The 14997-nt window shown below is 65.0% G+C and carries 16 protein-coding genes; 9 read left to right on the top strand and 7 right to left on the bottom strand.

Going from position 1 to position 14997, the window contains the following annotated elements:
- The first annotated feature begins 32 nt into the window (after positions 1–32).
- The gene (locus tag BM118_RS38820) at positions 33–269 is read left to right on the top strand and encodes a hypothetical protein (RefSeq protein ID WP_092193143.1); all 237 of its coding nucleotides are present in this window, start codon (positions 33–35) and stop codon (positions 267–269) included.
- Here the strand turns inward: BM118_RS38820 and BM118_RS38815 are convergent.
- Positions 266–1168: an amino acid ABC transporter substrate-binding protein gene (locus tag BM118_RS38815; RefSeq protein WP_092193141.1), complete on the bottom strand. Its 903-nt coding sequence runs from the start codon at positions 1166–1168 to the stop codon at positions 266–268. The two genes, BM118_RS38820 and BM118_RS38815, sit on opposite strands and share 4 nt — an antisense overlap.
- A 19-nt stretch (positions 1169–1187) precedes the next feature.
- Complete coding sequence (locus BM118_RS38810; protein ID WP_092193139.1) at positions 1188–2510, bottom strand: aspartate aminotransferase family protein; 1323 nt, start codon at positions 2508–2510, stop codon at positions 1188–1190.
- A gap of 227 nt (positions 2511–2737) precedes the next feature.
- Between BM118_RS38810 and BM118_RS38805 the strand changes: the two genes are divergently transcribed.
- From BM118_RS38805 to BM118_RS38780, 6 genes are all read left to right on the top strand, one after another.
- The gene (locus BM118_RS38805; RefSeq protein ID WP_092193137.1) at positions 2738–3643 is read left to right on the top strand and encodes a LysR substrate-binding domain-containing protein; all 906 of its coding nucleotides are present in this window, start codon (positions 2738–2740) and stop codon (positions 3641–3643) included.
- A 123-nt stretch (positions 3644–3766) separates the two neighbouring features.
- Positions 3767–4792 carry an aldo/keto reductase gene (locus BM118_RS38800; protein WP_177235074.1) on the top strand — a complete coding sequence of 342 codons (1026 nt, stop codon included), beginning with the start codon at positions 3767–3769 and terminating at the stop codon, positions 4790–4792.
- Positions 4793–4866: 74 nt separating this feature from the next.
- Entirely contained in the window at positions 4867–5031 is a 165-nt protein-coding gene (locus BM118_RS41990; protein ID WP_177235073.1) for a hypothetical protein, read from the top strand.
- A gap of 13 nt (positions 5032–5044) precedes the next feature.
- Positions 5045–5383, top strand: coding sequence for a c-type cytochrome (locus BM118_RS38790; RefSeq protein ID WP_092193131.1), 339 nt, complete (start codon positions 5045–5047; stop codon positions 5381–5383).
- Positions 5384–5462: 79 nt separating this feature from the next.
- Positions 5463–6884 carry an MFS transporter gene (locus tag BM118_RS38785; protein WP_092193129.1) on the top strand — a complete coding sequence of 474 codons (1422 nt, stop codon included), beginning with the start codon at positions 5463–5465 and terminating at the stop codon, positions 6882–6884.
- 128 nt (positions 6885–7012) lie between these two features.
- The gene (locus BM118_RS38780) at positions 7013–7471 is read left to right on the top strand and encodes a PEGA domain-containing protein (protein ID WP_092193127.1); all 459 of its coding nucleotides are present in this window, start codon (positions 7013–7015) and stop codon (positions 7469–7471) included.
- A gap of 70 nt (positions 7472–7541) precedes the next feature.
- Here BM118_RS38780 and clpA read toward each other — a convergent pair whose 3' ends face one another.
- From clpA to BM118_RS41985, 3 genes are all read right to left on the bottom strand, one after another.
- Positions 7542–9950 carry an ATP-dependent Clp protease ATP-binding subunit ClpA gene (clpA, locus tag BM118_RS38775; RefSeq protein ID WP_027548134.1) on the bottom strand — a complete coding sequence of 803 codons (2409 nt, stop codon included), beginning with the start codon at positions 9948–9950 and terminating at the stop codon, positions 7542–7544.
- 293 nt (positions 9951–10243) lie between these two features.
- The gene (gene clpS, locus BM118_RS38770; RefSeq protein WP_027548135.1) at positions 10244–10576 is read right to left on the bottom strand and encodes an ATP-dependent Clp protease adapter ClpS; all 333 of its coding nucleotides are present in this window, start codon (positions 10574–10576) and stop codon (positions 10244–10246) included.
- Between the two features lie 286 nt (positions 10577–10862).
- Positions 10863–11117: a hypothetical protein gene (locus tag BM118_RS41985; protein ID WP_177235070.1), complete on the bottom strand. Its 255-nt coding sequence runs from the start codon at positions 11115–11117 to the stop codon at positions 10863–10865.
- Between the two features lie 14 nt (positions 11118–11131).
- Here BM118_RS41985 and BM118_RS42635 point away from each other — a divergent pair, with 14 nt between their 5' ends.
- Positions 11132–11260: a hypothetical protein gene (locus tag BM118_RS42635; RefSeq protein ID WP_283806391.1), complete on the top strand. Its 129-nt coding sequence runs from the start codon at positions 11132–11134 to the stop codon at positions 11258–11260.
- A gap of 205 nt (positions 11261–11465) precedes the next feature.
- Here BM118_RS42635 and BM118_RS38760 read toward each other — a convergent pair whose 3' ends face one another.
- The gene (locus BM118_RS38760) at positions 11466–11804 is read right to left on the bottom strand and encodes a phasin family protein (protein WP_011087913.1); all 339 of its coding nucleotides are present in this window, start codon (positions 11802–11804) and stop codon (positions 11466–11468) included.
- 389 nt (positions 11805–12193) lie between these two features.
- Between BM118_RS38760 and BM118_RS38755 the strand changes: the two genes are divergently transcribed.
- On the top strand, positions 12194–14029 hold the full coding sequence (locus BM118_RS38755; RefSeq protein ID WP_092193123.1) for a D-alanyl-D-alanine carboxypeptidase: 1836 nt from the start codon (positions 12194–12196) through the stop codon (positions 14027–14029).
- A 223-nt stretch (positions 14030–14252) separates the two neighbouring features.
- Here BM118_RS38755 and BM118_RS38750 read toward each other — a convergent pair whose 3' ends face one another.
- Positions 14253–14978, bottom strand: a complete 726-nt coding sequence (locus BM118_RS38750; protein ID WP_092193121.1) for a DnaJ domain-containing protein — start codon at positions 14976–14978, stop codon at positions 14253–14255.
- Between the last annotated feature and the right edge of the window lie 19 nt (positions 14979–14997).

The following is a 14997-nucleotide window of genomic DNA, read 5'->3' as shown; positions in this document are numbered from 1 at the left end:
CTTGTGCTGCTGCGTGGATCAGGCTGGCACACATGAGGACTCAGTCCACGATAAGCGGATCGGAACTACTGCTCAGCGTAATCGCGATCCGGCTCGCGGTGTTGGTCATGGCAGGCTGGAGCCTGACGCTCTTGCCGCGGCAGGTTCACAACAGCGAAATTGCTTGCCTCCCCTCACCCTCGGCAAAGTTCGAGGCGCAAGCAACAGCGAAGATCGCCGGCTCGCGCCTCGCCGATACCGGGTTCGATGACATGCGCCTGCACGATTAGGGCGTGAGCGCATCGCTGGGAGATGCCACCCGGGCCTTCATTGCCTCACTCATGGGAAGCTGGAGGTTTTGTCCCTTCGGCGGAATCGGTGCCTCGAACCATTTCGCATAGAGCTTGTCGAACGCACCGGATGCCATCTTCTCCTTGATCGCCGCATCGACCAGCGCCTTGAACTCCGGATCGTCCCTGCGGGTCATCAGCCCGTAATAGGACGGCGCGTAGGTCGCCACCAATATGCGGAACGCCTTGGGATTGGACGCGTTTGCGACCAGCCCGGCGATCAGGATATCGTCCTCGAACCACGCTGTCGCTCTTCCCGTTTCCAACATCAGCAGCGACTCGGCATGGTCCTTGGCCTGAACGATCATCACATTCAGCTTCTGATCGTCGATAACCTTCTTGGCGACCGCGAAATTCAGCGAGCCCTGTGTGATGACGACCGTCTGCCCATCTAGGCCTTTCGGCTCCGTCACTCCCGAGGCGGCGGACACCAGCCAGCGCGGCGATGCGACATAGGTCGCAATGGAGAACGAGACCTGCTTCTGCCGCTCGGCGGTGTTGGTCGTGCTGCCGCACTCGACGTCGATCGTTCCGTTCTGAAGCAGTGGAATACGATTGGACGCATTCACCGGGACATATTCGATGCCCAGTTCCGGCCGCCGCAGCACGACCCTGATCGTGTCGGCCACCGCTGAGCAAAGATCGAGTGAAAGCCCGGTGGGCTTCTGATCCGATCCAAGATAAGCGAACGGGATGGAAGCCTCGCGATAGCCGAGGCTGATCTTGCCAACCTCCTTGATCTTGTCGAGGGTCGGACTCGCGGCCTGCGCCGCCGGCAGTTGGAACAGTGCGAGCGATGCGGCGGCAAGAGCGAGCGTGGACGAACGTCTGCGGATCATGTCAGCCTCCGGACTGTGCTCAAGCGGCGGGGTTTCGCGACAGCTCGTCGAGGCTTTCCCGCAAGGCGCGATCCAGGATCTCGACGGCGCAGTCGATCTCCTCGATCGAGACGGTGAGCGGCGGCGCGATACGCCATACCGATCCGCGTTCGGGCCGGCGGCGGATGTTCATGCTCAGCCCGTATTCGAAGCATTTCTTGGTCGTCAGCCCGCCGAGCTGGTGGGCCGCCCGCCGGCTGTTGCGATCGGTGACGAGCTCGACACCGAGCAGAAGGCCCATGCCCCTGATGTCGCCGATCTGCTCGTATTTCTGCTGAAGTCCCTCGAACCGGCCACGCAGATAGCTGCCCATGACGTTGGCGCGCGCGACGAGCTTCTCCTCGGTAATCACGCGCAGCACCGCGAGCCCGACCTCCGCCAGCAGCGGGTCGGAGACGTGACTGGTGTAGTAAGTGAAGTGATCGTCGTGCAGCTTGCTCTCGATCGCTTCGGTGGTCGAGACCGCCGCGAGCGGCAGCCCGCCGCCGAGCGTCTTCGACATTGTCATGATATCGGGCACGACGCCGAAATATTCCGATCCTGTCTTCTTGCCGATGCGCCCGAACGCGGTCTGGGCCTCGTCGAAGATCAACAGCATGCCGCGCTCATCGGCGGCCCTGCGCAGCGCCTCCATGAAGGCTTTCGGTGGCACCAGCACGCCGCCGGCGCTGATCACGGGCTCGGCGATGATCGCCGCGCCCCGCCCGCTCGACTGCATGTCGAACATTTTGAGCGCAAGCTCGAGATTGGAGAGCGCGGATTCTTCGTCGCTGCCCTTCGCGATATAGGGCCGGTAGGCGTTCGGCTCGGGGATCACGAACACGCCGGGCGGCGGCACGCCATAGCCCTTGCGATCGCTCGCCATCGAGACCGAGGCCGCGCCGCCGGTGATGCCGTGCCAGGAGCCGCCGAGGACGAGCACCTCGTAGCCGCCGGTGTACATCTTGGCCATCCGAAGCGCGACTTCGGTCGCTTCCGAACCGGTGTTGATGAAGATCGACCGCTTGAGATCGCCGGGCAGCCAGTCCTTCGCGAGCACCTGGGCGAGCTCGGCCACCACCTCGGGGATCATCCCACTGAAGAGGTGGAACGCTTTCTTCCCTGCCCTCTCCACCGCCGCAACGATCGCGGGATGGTTGTGGCCGATCGTCGCGCACATCTGCCCCGAGGTGAAATCGAGATAGTCGCGCCCGTCGCTGTCGGTGACGATCGTCCCCTTCGCGGAGGTGAAGAGGTTCGGGAACACGTCTCCGCCGTACCGGACCAGAAATTCATCGGCGGCATGTTTCAGCGTTGAAGTCATGGGCTCTCCTCGGGCAAGCGGCATCCGCCGCGCGGCTGCGCGGCGCGGCGATGCGGGGTCCGCTCACCGGTCTCGGGTCAGGTTTTGGGCACGAAGCTGTTGCGTCGGAGCGTTCGCGGTACGAAACTTGCCCGTGGCAACGTGGAAATTCGTACCGGGCAGGCATGATGAGCGCCAGTTCAAAAAACTCAGCAGCCGATGAGCTGGAGTCAACGGAGCGGCCGCGAATGCCGCCGCTCAAGGCACTGTCAGCGTTCGAGGCCGCCTCGCGTCACGGCAGCTTCAGCCGCGCCGCCGAGGAGCTCGGGGTCACGCCCTCGGCAATCAGCCATCACATCCAGAAGCTCGAAGACTTCCTTGGCGTTCGCGTGTTCTCGCGGCATGCCGGCCGCGCGGTGCTGACCAATGCCGGTCGCCTCTATGCCGGCGAAATCGAGCGCGCGTTCGGCACGATCATGGGCGCGACGCGGCTGGTGGCGCCGCAATCGCAGCGCGATCATCTGTTCATCGCGAGCGGTCCGAGCTTTGCCGCCAAATGGCTGCAGCCGCGGATCGGCAATTTCATCGGCCAGCATCCGGAGATCGGGATCAGGCTGTCGACCATCGCCGATCTGCGTGATCTCGAAACCATCCGCTTCGATCTCGCCATTGCCTATGGTCGTCCGCCCGTCCTGAACGGACGGCAGATCGAGCCGCTGCTCGCCGAGCGCCTGCGGCCACTCTGTAGCCCGCGGTTGATCGAGCAGCTCGGGCTGCGCGAGCCCGGCGATCTCGCCCGCGCCACGCTGATCCATTCCTCGAACGCCCTGACCTGGACCGACTATCTCCGCAAGGTCATCGGCGCGAGCATCAAGGCGCGGCACGAATTGTGGTTCGACCGCTCCACCATGGCGATCGATGCCGCGGTCGAAGGTCTCGGCGTCGTGCTGGAGAGCGAAATTCTCGCCGCCGAGGAGCTCGACAAGGGCACGCTCGTCGCGCCGTTCCACCAGCCCGAATTCGAAGTGGAGACGATCTCCTACTATCTCGTGCGATCTGCCGAGGCGAAGGGGCGCAGGCATGTCGGCGCGTTCGAGGCCTGGCTGCGCGCGAAGATCTCGGCCGCGAACTTGCAGACGACAAGCATGGCCTAGCAAATACGAACCGCGCAAAGCAGAGCCGCCATGTGCGCGCGCAATGGTGCGAGGCGCCTGCTTGCGCTAACTTCGACGCCAAGGCCGCACGGATCAATCCGCGGCCAGCCGAGGAGGATATCGATGGAATACCGACGCTTGGGCCGGTCCGGCCTCATGGTGCCCGCTTTGAGTCTGGGAACCGGCACCTTCGGCGGCGTCGGCCGCCTCGCTGCTTGGGGCACCACGGACGCGAACGAAGCGCGGCGGCTTCTGGATATCTGTCTCGAGGCCGGCGTGTCGATGTTCGACACCGCCGACGTCTATTCGCTCGGCGAGTCCGAGCGTGTTCTCGGCGAAGCGATCAAGGGCCGCCGCGACAAGGTTTTGGTCTCGACCAAGGCGACGTTCCGTTTCGGCGACGGCCCCAACGACATCGGCTCGTCACGGCAGCATCTGCTCGCCGCCATCGACGGCTCGCTGAGCCGGCTCGGCACCGATTACATCGACCTGTTCCAGCTCCATGGCTTCGACGCCTTCACCCCGCCTGAAGAGGTGCTCGCCACCCTCGACGTGCTCGTGCGCGCCGGCAAGATCCGCTATGTCGGCGTCTCGAACTTTTCAGGCTGGCACCTGATGAAGTCGCTCTCCGTCGCCGACAAGCATGGCTTTCCCCGCTACGTTGCCAATCAGACCTACTATTCATTGATCGGCCGCGACTATGAGTGGGAGCTGATGCCGCTCGGCCTCGACCAGGGGATCGGCGCCGTGGTCTGGTCGCCGCTCGGATGGGGACGCCTCACCGGAAAGATCCGCCGGGGGCAGCCGAAGCCCGAGGTGAGCCGCCTGCCCAAGACGGCCGAGTTCGGGCCGCCCGTGCCCGACGAGCACGTCTATCGTGTCGTCGATGCGATCGACGAGGTCGCCAAGGAGACGGGAAAGAGCGTCTCGCAGATTGCGCTGAACTGGCTGCTCCAGCGTCCGACGGTCTCGACGCTGATCATCGGCGCGCGCAACGAGGCGCAGCTTCGCGAGAATCTCGGCGCGGTCGGCTGGTCGCTGACCAAGGACCAGGTCGCAAAGCTCGATGCCGCCAGCAAGGTGACGCTGCCCTATCCCTATTGGCACCAGCGCACGACCTTCACCGACCGCAATCCGCCGGCGGTGTAGGGCGCGCCCGCCCTTGAGCTGTATCAAGCGAACTTGCAGCGACCATGGCATTGTACGGCCTCGCGAGGCTTCCGATGCGCCGATTTGCCATGAAGGCTCTGTTCACGGCCCTCACTTTCAGAAGGGGTGAGAGAGAGGGGATCGATTGGGATCGCCGCATCCTGATCTTCTCGACGGCGGTAACGATCGCCTTGATCACACTCTACGTCTGGGGCAAGGCAAACTCGCGCTGGGAATGACGAGGAATGCTCGATGAAGAGGTTCGCGCCGGCCCTGCTGGTCGTTGGCGTGCTATGGAGCACCGGTGGTCGAGCCATGGACGTCGAGCACCGGCACGCTGAAGCAATGTTGCAGCGGATGTGCTCGCGGTGTCACGCGGTCGGCAGGACCGGCACGAGCCCGAACAAGGTGGCGCCGCCGTTTCGCCGCCTCGGCGAGAACAAGCTCTACGATCCCGATTTCATGCAGCGTCTTCAGGATGGCTACAGCAGCATTCACCGGTTCATGCCGACGTTTCGATTCGGCCGCGACGACGCCGAGGCCGTGGTAAACTACCTCAGAGCGATTCAGGAGCCGCAGAAGCCGAAATAGCCATCGGCTTTGGCTGGAACCATCCCGGGTCGGACCAAGTTGCGGACCAGCAACCGCGCCTCAACCGAACACGTTCACCATGTCGTCAACCACGATCGTGCATGCCGACGGCCTGCCGCAGCCCCAGCGCAACCAGGCGGTCCTGACCATTGCGCTCGGCATCATCATGGCGGTGGTCGACAGTGCCATCGCCAACGTCGCGCTGCCGACGATCGCGGCCGACCTTAACGCGAGCCCGGCCTTCTCGATCTGGATCGTCAACGGCTACCAGCTCGCGATCACCATCTCGCTGCTGCCGCTGGCTTCGCTCGGCGAGATCGTCGGCTATCGCCGCGTCTATCTGGTCGGGCTCGTGCTGTTCACGCTCGCGTCCGCCTTCTGCGCGCTGGCCCATACGCTGCCGCTGTTGACGGTCGCACGCATCATCCAGGGCTTTGGCGCCGCCGGCATCATGAGCGTCAACGCCGCGCTGGTGCGCTTCACCTATCCGCGTAGCCTGCTCGGCCGCGGCATCGGGCTCAACGCGCTCGTCGTCGCCTTCTCGGCCGCGGTCGGCCCGACGCTCGCGGCCGGCATCCTCGCGGTCGGAAGCTGGCCCTGGCTGTTCGCCATCAACGTGCCGCTCGGCGCGGTGACGCTGGTGCTGGGCCTGCGCAGCCTGCCGCACACCAAGCCCGCGAGCCATTCCTTCGACTGGCAGAGCGCGGGTCTGTCCGCGATCACCTTCGGTGTCGGCATTGCCGCGATCGACAGCGTCGGTCATGGCGAGGCCGCGCTCACCTGCCTCGTCCAGTTCGCAATCGCGATTGTCGCCGGCGCGCTGCTGATCTATCGCGAGACGCACATGACCTCGCCGCTGCTGCCGGTCGACCTCTTGCGCATCCCCGTCTTCGCGCTGTCGATCGCGACCTCGATCGCATCGTTCTGCGGGCAGATGCTGGCCTTCGTCGCGATCCCGTTCTATCTCCAGAGCCGCTTCGGCTATTCCGCCGTGCATATGGGCCTCCTGATCACGCCGTGGCCGATCGCCCTCGCCTTCGCAGCCCCCCTCGCCGGCCGCCTGGTCGAACATTATCCGGCTGGCCTGCTCGGCGGCATCGGGCTCACGCTGTTCGCCTGCGGGCTCGGCGCGCTCGCCCTCCTGCCGGCCGCGCCAACGCCGCTCGACGTGATCTGGCGGATGGCGCTGGCCGGGGCCGGCTTCGGCCTGTTCCAGACCCCCAACAACCGCACCATGATCGCCGCCGCCCCGCGCGAGCGCGCCGGCGGCGCCAGCGGCATGCTGGGCACGGCGCGGCTGCTCGGCCAGACCACGGGTGCGGCACTGGTCGCCCTGTTCCTCGGCCGCTACCCGATCGACGGAACCCGGATCGCGCTCCTCACCGGCGTCGGCTTTGCGCTCTGCGGCGCGGTGCTGAGCATGCTGCGGCTCTCGCCCGCAGGCGCGCGCGGCGCCGAGCATGTCCGCGTGCAGGACGACCAGCGCCTGCGCGGCGAATAGAACCGGCCCACGCGCAGGTTTCCGCCCCTTCTCCACACAACCGGTGCGTGGCTTAACTATCTGGACCAACGACGTATTGCCCTCGCGCTCTGGTTGCGCTTCACTGGCGGCGGGACAAGGGGCATTTCATGCGATCATTTGGAATTGTGGCGCTCAGCGTCATGCTGGGCGGCTGCGCGTCCGTCACGCGCGGCACGACCGAGAATATCAGCATCTCATCGACACCTTCAGGCGTTGAAGCCGTCGTCAGCGGAATGGAGGTTCCGACCACCTGCACGACGCCATGCTCCGTGGTCGTCAAGCGGAACGCCGACATCTCCATCACCTTCCAGAAGGAAGGCTACGAGCCGCAGATCGTGCCGCTCAGCCGCGACATACCGACCTCCGGCGCCGCCGGCTTTGCCGGCAATCTTCTGCTGGGCGGTGTCGTCGGCATGGGGGTCGATGCCGCGACGGGCGCGGCAACCGATCACAAGCCGAATCCGGTCATCGTGACGATGCAGCCGTCCGCCCCTGCCCGCGCACGGCCACCCGCGCCGAAGAAACCGCGGCCGCCTGCGGCACCTGCGCCTGACACCGGCACTTAAAACCCCGCATTGCGACACAAACAAAAAGGCCGGCATTTCAGCCGGCCTTTTCGATTTCATCGCGCGCCGATCAAGCCTTGACCAGCGGACCCTTGGAGGTCGGCCCCTTCGAGCCGCCGGGGCCGCCCGGCTTGGGCTTGCCCGGCGGACGCTTGCGGGCGCCGGGCAGCTTTTCCTGCTTCGGCGTGACCGGACCCTCGACGAACTCGAAGCCGATCTTCTCCTTGGTCTCGTCGGCCTCGTCCTTGACCAGGACGACGCGGACGTGGCCACCGCTCTTGAGCTTGCCGAACAGCACCTCGTCGGCCAGCGGCTTCTTGATGTGCTCCTGAATCACGCGGGCCATCGGCCGCGCGCCCATCTGCTCGTCATAGCCGTGCTGAACCAGCCAGGTCTTGGCGGGCTCGGACAACTCGATGGTGACGTCGCGGTCGCCGAGCTGCGCCTCGAGCTGAAGCACGAACTTCTCGACCACCGTGCCGATCACCTCGACGCTGAGATGGCCGAACGAGACGATGGCATCGAGGCGATTGCGGAATTCCGGCGCGAACTGCCGGTTGATCGCCTCGTGGTCGTCGCCTTCCCGCTTCGAGCGGGTGAAGCCGAACGCCTGCTTGGCCAGATCCGAAGCACCCGCATTCGTGGTCATGATCAGGATCACGTTGCGGAAGTTGACCTGCTTGCCGTTGTGGTCGGTGAGCCGGCCGTGATCCATGATCTGGAGCAGCACGTTGTAGAGGTCGGGATGCGCCTTCTCGATCTCGTCGAGCAGCACCACACAATGCGGATGCTGGTCGACGCCGTCGGTGAGCAGGCCGCCCTGGTCGAAGCCGACATAGCCGGGAGGCGCACCGATCAGACGCGACACGGTGTGCCGCTCCATGTATTCGGACATGTCGAAGCGCAGCAGCTCGACGCCGAGCGACGCCGCGAGCTGCTTTGCGACCTCGGTCTTGCCGACGCCGGTCGGGCCGGAGAACAGGTAGCAGCCGATCGGCTTCTCCGGCTCGCGCAGGCCGGCACGCGCCAGCTTGATCGAAGCGGCGAGCGACTCGATCGCCTTGTCCTGGCCGAACACGGTGCGCTTCAGCGTCTGCTCGAGATGCTTGAGCACCTCGGCATCGTCCTTCGACACGCTCTTCGGCGGGATCCGCGCCATCGAGGCGATCGTGGTCTCGATCTCCTTGATGCCGATGGTCTTCTTGCGCTTGTTCTCGGCAACCAGCATCTGCGCCGCGCCGGATTCGTCGATCACGTCGATCGCCTTGTCGGGCAGCTTGCGGTCGTGGATGTAGCGCGAGGAGAGCTGCACCGCAGCCTCGATCGCCTCATTGGTGTACTTCAGCCGGTGGTAGTCCTCGAAGTACGGCTTGAGACCCTTGAGGATCGCGATCGCGTCCTCAACCGTCGGCTCGTTGATGTCGATCTTCTGGAAGCGCCGCACCAGTGCGCGGTCCTTCTCGAAGTGCTGGCGGTATTCCTTGTAGGTGGTCGAGCCCATGCAGCGGATCGTGCCCGAGGCAAGCGCCGGCTTGAGCAGGTTCGAGGCATCCATCGCCCCGCCCGACGTCGCGCCCGCACCGATCACGGTGTGGATCTCGTCGATGAACAGGATGGCGTTGGGATGCGCCTCGAGCTCCTTCAGCACCTGCTTCAGGCGCTCCTCGAAGTCGCCGCGATAGCGCGTGCCCGCGAGCAGCGTGCCCATGTCCAGCGAGAACACGGTGGCAGCCGCCAGCACCTCCGGCACCTCGCTGTCGACGATGCGCTTGGCGAGGCCCTCCGCGATCGCGGTCTTGCCGACGCCGGCTTCGCCCACGAACAGCGGGTTGTTCTTCTGCCGGCGGCACAGCACCTGGATCGCGCGGTTGATCTCGGAATTGCGTCCGATCACCGGATCGATCTTGCCGTCGCGCGCCTTCTTGTTGAGGTTGACGCAATAGGTCTCGAGCGCTTCGCCCTTCTTCTTGGCGTCGTCGCTGCCCTTGGTCTCGGTCTCCTCGTCGACGCCGCGCACGGGGCGCGCCTCGGAGACGCCCGGCCGCTTGGCGATGCCGTGGCTGATGTAGTTGACGGCGTCGTAGCGCGTCATGTCCTGCTCTTGCAGGAAGTACGCGGCGTGACTCTCGCGCTCGGCGAAGATCGCGATCAGCACGTTGGCACCGGTCACCTCTTCGCGACCGGAGGATTGCACGTGGATCACCGCGCGCTGGATCACGCGCTGGAAACCGGCGGTCGGCTTGGCATCGTCGGCGCCATCCGTCACCAGATTCTCGAATTCGGTCTCAAGGTAGTTGACGAGGCTCGTGCGGAGCTTGTCGAGATCGACGCTACAGGCGCGCATGACGGCGGCTGCATCGGAGTCGTCGATCAGGGAGAGCAAGAGATGCTCAAGCGTCGCGTATTGGTGATGACGCTCGTTTGCGATCGCCAGCGCACGATGCAGGGATTGTTCAAGGCTTTGGGAAAAAGTCGGCATTCGCGTCCTCTATGGCCCCCACCATCATGATCGTCCTCGCCCGGTCAGGCAACAACAACCTTTGTCACATATAGTTATACAAGACCGCGGCGAAAGACCGGTTCCGCGACTCGGCAGCTAGCCGTCTGCGGTATTTTTCGATGCAAAACCCGTTCCGATTTGGGCGGGATCGGCGCCGGTTCAGAATTCCTTAGATCTGCCGGCTGCGACGGACATCGCGCGCAGGCATCGCGCGGCGGTCACACTGCGACATGCACAAGCAAGAGCCGGCTACGAACGCGCCGCGAGTTGACCTATTTCTTCTCCATCACGCATTGCAGCGGATGCTGGTGCTTGCGGGCGAAGTCCATCACCTGCGTCACCTTGGTCTCGGCGATCTCGTAGGTGAACACGCCGCACTCGCCGATGCCGTGGTGGTGGACGTGCAACATGATCTTGGTCGCCGCCTCGACGTCCTTCTGGAAGAACTTCTCCAGCACGTGGACCACGAACTCCATCGGCGTGTAGTCGTCGTTCAGGATCAGAACGCGATACAGGTTCGGCCGCTTGGTCTTCGGCTTGACCTTGGTGATGACAGAGGTGTTCGGGCCCGTCGGGCTGCCGGAACGGTTCTCGTCGTTGCTCATCCGGGGAGCGCGGGCGGCGGCGGCCGCAGACAGGTCAAGGCTGGAAGTCAATTGCGACATGGCTCAGGCGTTCAAATTCCCCACGGAAGCGGTAACGGTCCGCCGCGCGGCCCCGCCTTTCGGAGCTTCGCGCCGGCGCACCGCGTTTTTTGGATCGCCGCTTCCAACCGGTCCGGTCCAAACCAGATCGATTGCGGGAATATGGGCCTGCCCCCGGCTCGCCGCAAGCGTGCAAAGATCCGGCTGCGGCGGTCCCGATTCCCGATCCGGGCGATCCTGATCAAGGTTAATCAATCCGGGCCGGTTTGACAAAAATTTCCGCCGCGCCCGTCTCGAACATGGTGACCAGGAACCCGGCCGTTAGTGCGACTGCGACGGCTTCGCGCGGGATCATCTCCGGTCTACTACGGTACCTGCTGTTCAATCGGGTGGCGCGAAAGCGGGCAAAATCGCAAGTTTGGAGGATTGCCGTGCTTCGCCTGCCCTGCCCTGTGTCAGCCGCATCGGTCGACAGCTCGCCCATCTTGCAGCGGCCGAGCACAGGCCCGCTCTCCAATGCAGGCGGCGCTCAACTCGTCGGGCACCATCACCACGTCGCAGATCAGCACCAAGGCGCAGGCCCATGTCGACGTGCTGTTCACCGGCACCAACTCGCTGCCGACGGTCAGCGTCGCCGGCACCTGAACCGCGAGCGCCAGCATTAATCCCATGAACACCACGCCGACGAGTGCGACCTTGGGCGTGCCGTCATACTGCGCGCGCAGCACCGACAAATTCTACTTTGTCAGCTCGGCGAACCAGACCGCGCGCTGAGACGGATCGGTCGCGACAAACGAAAAAGCCCGGCTTGTTCAGCCGGGCTTCTTGCTTCCAGGATGTCCAGGAAAGGTTAGTTGGCGGCCGGGGTGAACTTCGACACGATGGTCTCGACCGGCTTGAACGCCTGCTTGGCGAGGTCGCTGTAGAGGCCGGCGATCTTCTGCGATTCCGCGACGAAGGTCTCGTAGGCGGAGCGGGCGAAGTCGGTCTGCGCTTCCATCGCCTTGTCCAGCGACTTCACGCCGGAAAGCTTCTCGACGAAGGACTTGGTGTCTTCGAACGACTTCTTGGTGTAGTCGCCATAGGCGCTGGCGATCGCCTGGAGGCCGTGCTGCACCGAGGTCGCGGAGGCGACGCACTGCTCGAACTGCTCTTTCCCGTAGCTCTGAAAGTCTTCAACCTTGAACATTTCGGAATCCTTTTCCCTGGCTCGCGTCGGGAAGCCCCGGCTCCCTGACTCTGCCCACAATTAGTGCAACGCACAAAAAAGTCAAGAATCTTGTGCGACGCACAAAATTTAGATGCAAACCGTGGAGATTCCCGGGGTTTCCCGCAAGGGTTCCTTAAGCTTTTGGAAACCGCGGACCCCTACCTTGATTCCCTGGACGTGTTCAGCTTCCGCAAGCGGCCAAAAGCCGTTTGAGAACATCACCTTAGCCAGAACAGCGGCTCAGGCCCAACGTCCCCCGCGGCGGACACCCGCGGAGGGGCAGCCTGAGCAGGTAATGATCCCGGGTCCATTGGGCACAATTTCGCCTCACGGGCCGGTGATCAAGTCAGAAACGGGGACGGGGTTTCATGCTTCGTAAAAACTTGTCTTCCTCGCGCTTGGCGCGGGTCGGGGTTTTCGGGCTTCTTACGGTCACCACCGCGGTCATCTTCACCACCGATGCCGCCGAGGCGCGGCGTCACCGCCGCCATTACGCGCACCACCGGGTGCAGCGCGATGTGTCCGAGAGCTCCAGCCCTAAATTCGCGTCGATCATCGTCGACGGCAATTCCGGCTCCGTGCTCCAGGCAACGAGCCCCGACGGGATTCGCCATCCGGCCTCGCTGACCAAGATCATGACGCTCTATCTGCTGTTTGAGCGTCTTGAGTCCGGCAAGATGAAGCTCGACACCGAGATGCCGGTGTCGCAGCACGCCGCCGATCAGGATCCGACCAAGCTGAACCTGCGTGCCGGCCAGACCATCCGTGTCGAGGACGCGATCAAGGGTCTCGTCACCCGCTCCGCCAACGACGCAGCCGTGGTGATCGCGGAAGCGATCGGCGGCGACGAGGACGACTTCGCCCAGATGATGACGCGCAAGGCGCGTTCGCTCGGCATGTCCAAGACGGTCTACCGCAATGCCAACGGCCTTCCCAACGACGAGCAGGTCACGACCGCGCGCGATCAGGCCACGCTCGGCCGCGCCATCCAGGAGCGCTTCCCGCGCTACTACCGCTATTTCGCGACCTCGACGTTCAACTGGCGCGGCCAGTCGATCCGGAACCATAACCACCTGCTTGGCAGCGTCGAAGGCGTGGACGGCATCAAGACCGGCTACACCCGCGCCTCCGGCTTCAACCTCGTGACCTCGATGCGCCGCGGCAACCGCCACCTGATCGGCGTGGTGCTGGGCGGCCGCAGCGGCGGTTCGCGCGACGCCATCATGCGCAACCTGCTCGCGGAGAATCTCGAGAAGGGCGCGACCACGCACACCGTCGCCGCGGTCGCCGAACGCAACGGCTCTGACGCCGCTGCCGAGGTCGCGGATGCGTCAGATACCCCGGCCCGCTCCGCTCCGCAGGTCCAGGCCGCGGCCGCCCCTGCTCCCGAAGCGGCCCCCTCGCGTCTCGCCTCGCGCCTGTCCACGCTTGCGGCTGCCACCGCCGCAATGCCGCCCGCTCAACCCAAGCCTGAGGCTCGGCCGACTGAATCCAAGATCGAGCCCGCGCCGCTCACCAATGGCGTGATCTCCAGCCAGCCGCTCTCGATCATCCCGGGCTCGTCCGAACCGATGAAGCCGGTCCGGGTCAAGACGGTGCAGGTCAAGGCCGGCACGGTGAAGGTCGCCTCCGCCGCGCCGGCTCAGGTCGCGCCGCAGGTTACCAGCACGGTTGCGTCCCGCTCCGACGTCGCGGAAACCTCCGGCGCCGTTGTCGCCCGGGCCGATCTGATCAACAAGCCCGAGTTCCAGAGCCAACCGGAAGCGCCGAAGGCAGAAGTCGCCCGCACCGAGCTGCCGCGGCAGCCGGCCGGCTTCGGCACCGGCAACGGCGTCCTCGGCGTGCTGCCGGCTGCAACCGCCGCCGCGCCCGCCCCGGCCGCTCCGAAACTCGCGTCCGCCGACCCGGCGCCGCAGCCGATCCAGATGAGCGCCACCACCAAGCCGGTCGTCACCCACAGCGGCTGGATCGTCCAGGTCGGCGCGCTCGAAAGCGAGAATGAGGCCCAGCAGCGCATCGATGCCGCGCGCAGCTCAGCCCGCGGCCTGCTCAGCAAGGCCGATCCGTTCACCGAGCCGGTCGTCGCCAAGGACAATCGCAAGCTCTATCGCGCCCGCTTCGCCGGGCTCGAGCGGGATCAGGCCGAAGCCGTCTGCCGCGCCCTGAAGCGCGCCGACATCTCCTGCATCACCGTCCGCAACTGATCTCCTGCACCGTTCCGAAAAAAATGCCCGCGCCTTGCGCGGGCATTTTTGTTTTCGGCATGCGGCTAGCCAAAGTCAGTTCCGCGACAACCTCTCGTCAACGATTTACGGTTAAATTTTTACTCAAGAGATCGACCACGCCGACAATGGCGGGCATCGGGGCGACGACAGACAGAGCAAACGGAGCTCACGCGGTACGGGCGTTTGTAGCGTGGTGCCGGAGTTAGCCGTTATGCGTGCGAAGCAGAGTATCCTTGGCCTCGTTTACCCGGGCAGCGAGATACGTCGAGCCCCCCTGGTCGGGATGGAGTTTCTTCATCAGGGACTTGTGGGCCCGGCTGATGTCGTCACGCCCCGCTCCCGGCTGCAAGCCAAGGATCTGATAGGCCTCCTCCGCCGTCATTTTGCCGCTCGCCGCCGTGCGGCGCTGCCCCCCTGCCGCATCGCCCTGCGCGTTCTGACGCCAGGCGGGAAACCGGCGGTCCAGATAGCTTTCAAGTAAGGCCACGCTCTCGGCGTCGAACGCCGGGACCATCGCCAGCAGGCCGGCGAGGTCGAACTCGTCGAGATCGTGCCCGGCGTGAGGCCCGGCAACGATCTGGCCTCCGAGCCGGCCAGAATCGTGGTCGAGCCGCATGTCGAGGAATTGCGAGCGCACGCGCGAGGACTGCCCGGGCGCAGGCGCCGCACCGCCACCGAACAGCCCGCCGATATTGCCGAAGCCGGCGTTCGTCAGCGGAGTCCAGCCGAGCAGCCCGGCGCCGAAAATCCCGAGCGGGATCGCGACCGCCAGCTCGCCCCGCAAGCCCGTGAAAGCCGCGACCGCCAGCGCCACCACGCCGCCGCCGATCTTGATGGTGCGCGCCAGCACCGCAGGATTGGCGGCGCGGAACATCTGGAGCAGCAGATAAAGCGTGATAACGGCGACAGCGCCGGCGATCAGGGTCATGGCCAGAATATAGGCGCCC

Origin of the sequence: Bradyrhizobium sp. cf659 (assembly GCF_900113725.1) — a bacterium.
Taxonomy (GTDB): Bacteria; Pseudomonadota; Alphaproteobacteria; order Rhizobiales; family Xanthobacteraceae; genus Bradyrhizobium.
Note: the sequence above shows the minus strand (reverse complement) of the source record. Positions and strands in the feature narration are given on the sequence as shown.

Bases quoted from the DNA above. Each gene is read 5' to 3' on its own strand.
- clpA (WP_027548134.1), bottom strand. From the start codon at position 9,950: ATGCCGACTTTTTCCCAAAGCCTTGAACAATCCCTGCATCGTGCGCTG.
- clpS (WP_027548135.1), bottom strand. From the start codon at position 10,576: ATGAGCAACGACGAGAACCGTTCCGGCAGCCCGACGGGCCCGAACACC.
- BM118_RS42635 (WP_283806391.1), top strand. From the start codon at position 11,132: ATGCAGGCGGCGCTCAACTCGTCGGGCACCATCACCACGTCGCAGATC.
- BM118_RS38790 (WP_092193131.1), top strand. From the start codon at position 5,045: ATGAAGAGGTTCGCGCCGGCCCTGCTGGTCGTTGGCGTGCTATGGAGC.
- BM118_RS38815 (WP_092193141.1), bottom strand. From the start codon at position 1,168: ATGATCCGCAGACGTTCGTCCACGCTCGCTCTTGCCGCCGCATCGCTC.
- BM118_RS38810 (WP_092193139.1), bottom strand. From the start codon at position 2,510: ATGACTTCAACGCTGAAACATGCCGCCGATGAATTTCTGGTCCGGTAC.
- BM118_RS38785 (WP_092193129.1), top strand. From the start codon at position 5,463: ATGTCGTCAACCACGATCGTGCATGCCGACGGCCTGCCGCAGCCCCAG.
- BM118_RS38820 (WP_092193143.1), top strand. From the start codon at position 33: ATGAGGACTCAGTCCACGATAAGCGGATCGGAACTACTGCTCAGCGTA.
- BM118_RS38760 (WP_011087913.1), bottom strand. From the start codon at position 11,804: ATGTTCAAGGTTGAAGACTTTCAGAGCTACGGGAAAGAGCAGTTCGAG.
- BM118_RS38800 (WP_177235074.1), top strand. From the start codon at position 3,767: ATGGAATACCGACGCTTGGGCCGGTCCGGCCTCATGGTGCCCGCTTTG.
- BM118_RS38780 (WP_092193127.1), top strand. From the start codon at position 7,013: ATGCGATCATTTGGAATTGTGGCGCTCAGCGTCATGCTGGGCGGCTGC.
- BM118_RS38755 (WP_092193123.1), top strand. From the start codon at position 12,194: ATGCTTCGTAAAAACTTGTCTTCCTCGCGCTTGGCGCGGGTCGGGGTT.
- BM118_RS38750 (WP_092193121.1), bottom strand. From the start codon at position 14,978: ATGACCCTGATCGCCGGCGCTGTCGCCGTTATCACGCTTTATCTGCTG.
- BM118_RS38805 (WP_092193137.1), top strand. From the start codon at position 2,738: ATGCCGCCGCTCAAGGCACTGTCAGCGTTCGAGGCCGCCTCGCGTCAC.
- BM118_RS41990 (WP_177235073.1), top strand. From the start codon at position 4,867: ATGCGCCGATTTGCCATGAAGGCTCTGTTCACGGCCCTCACTTTCAGA.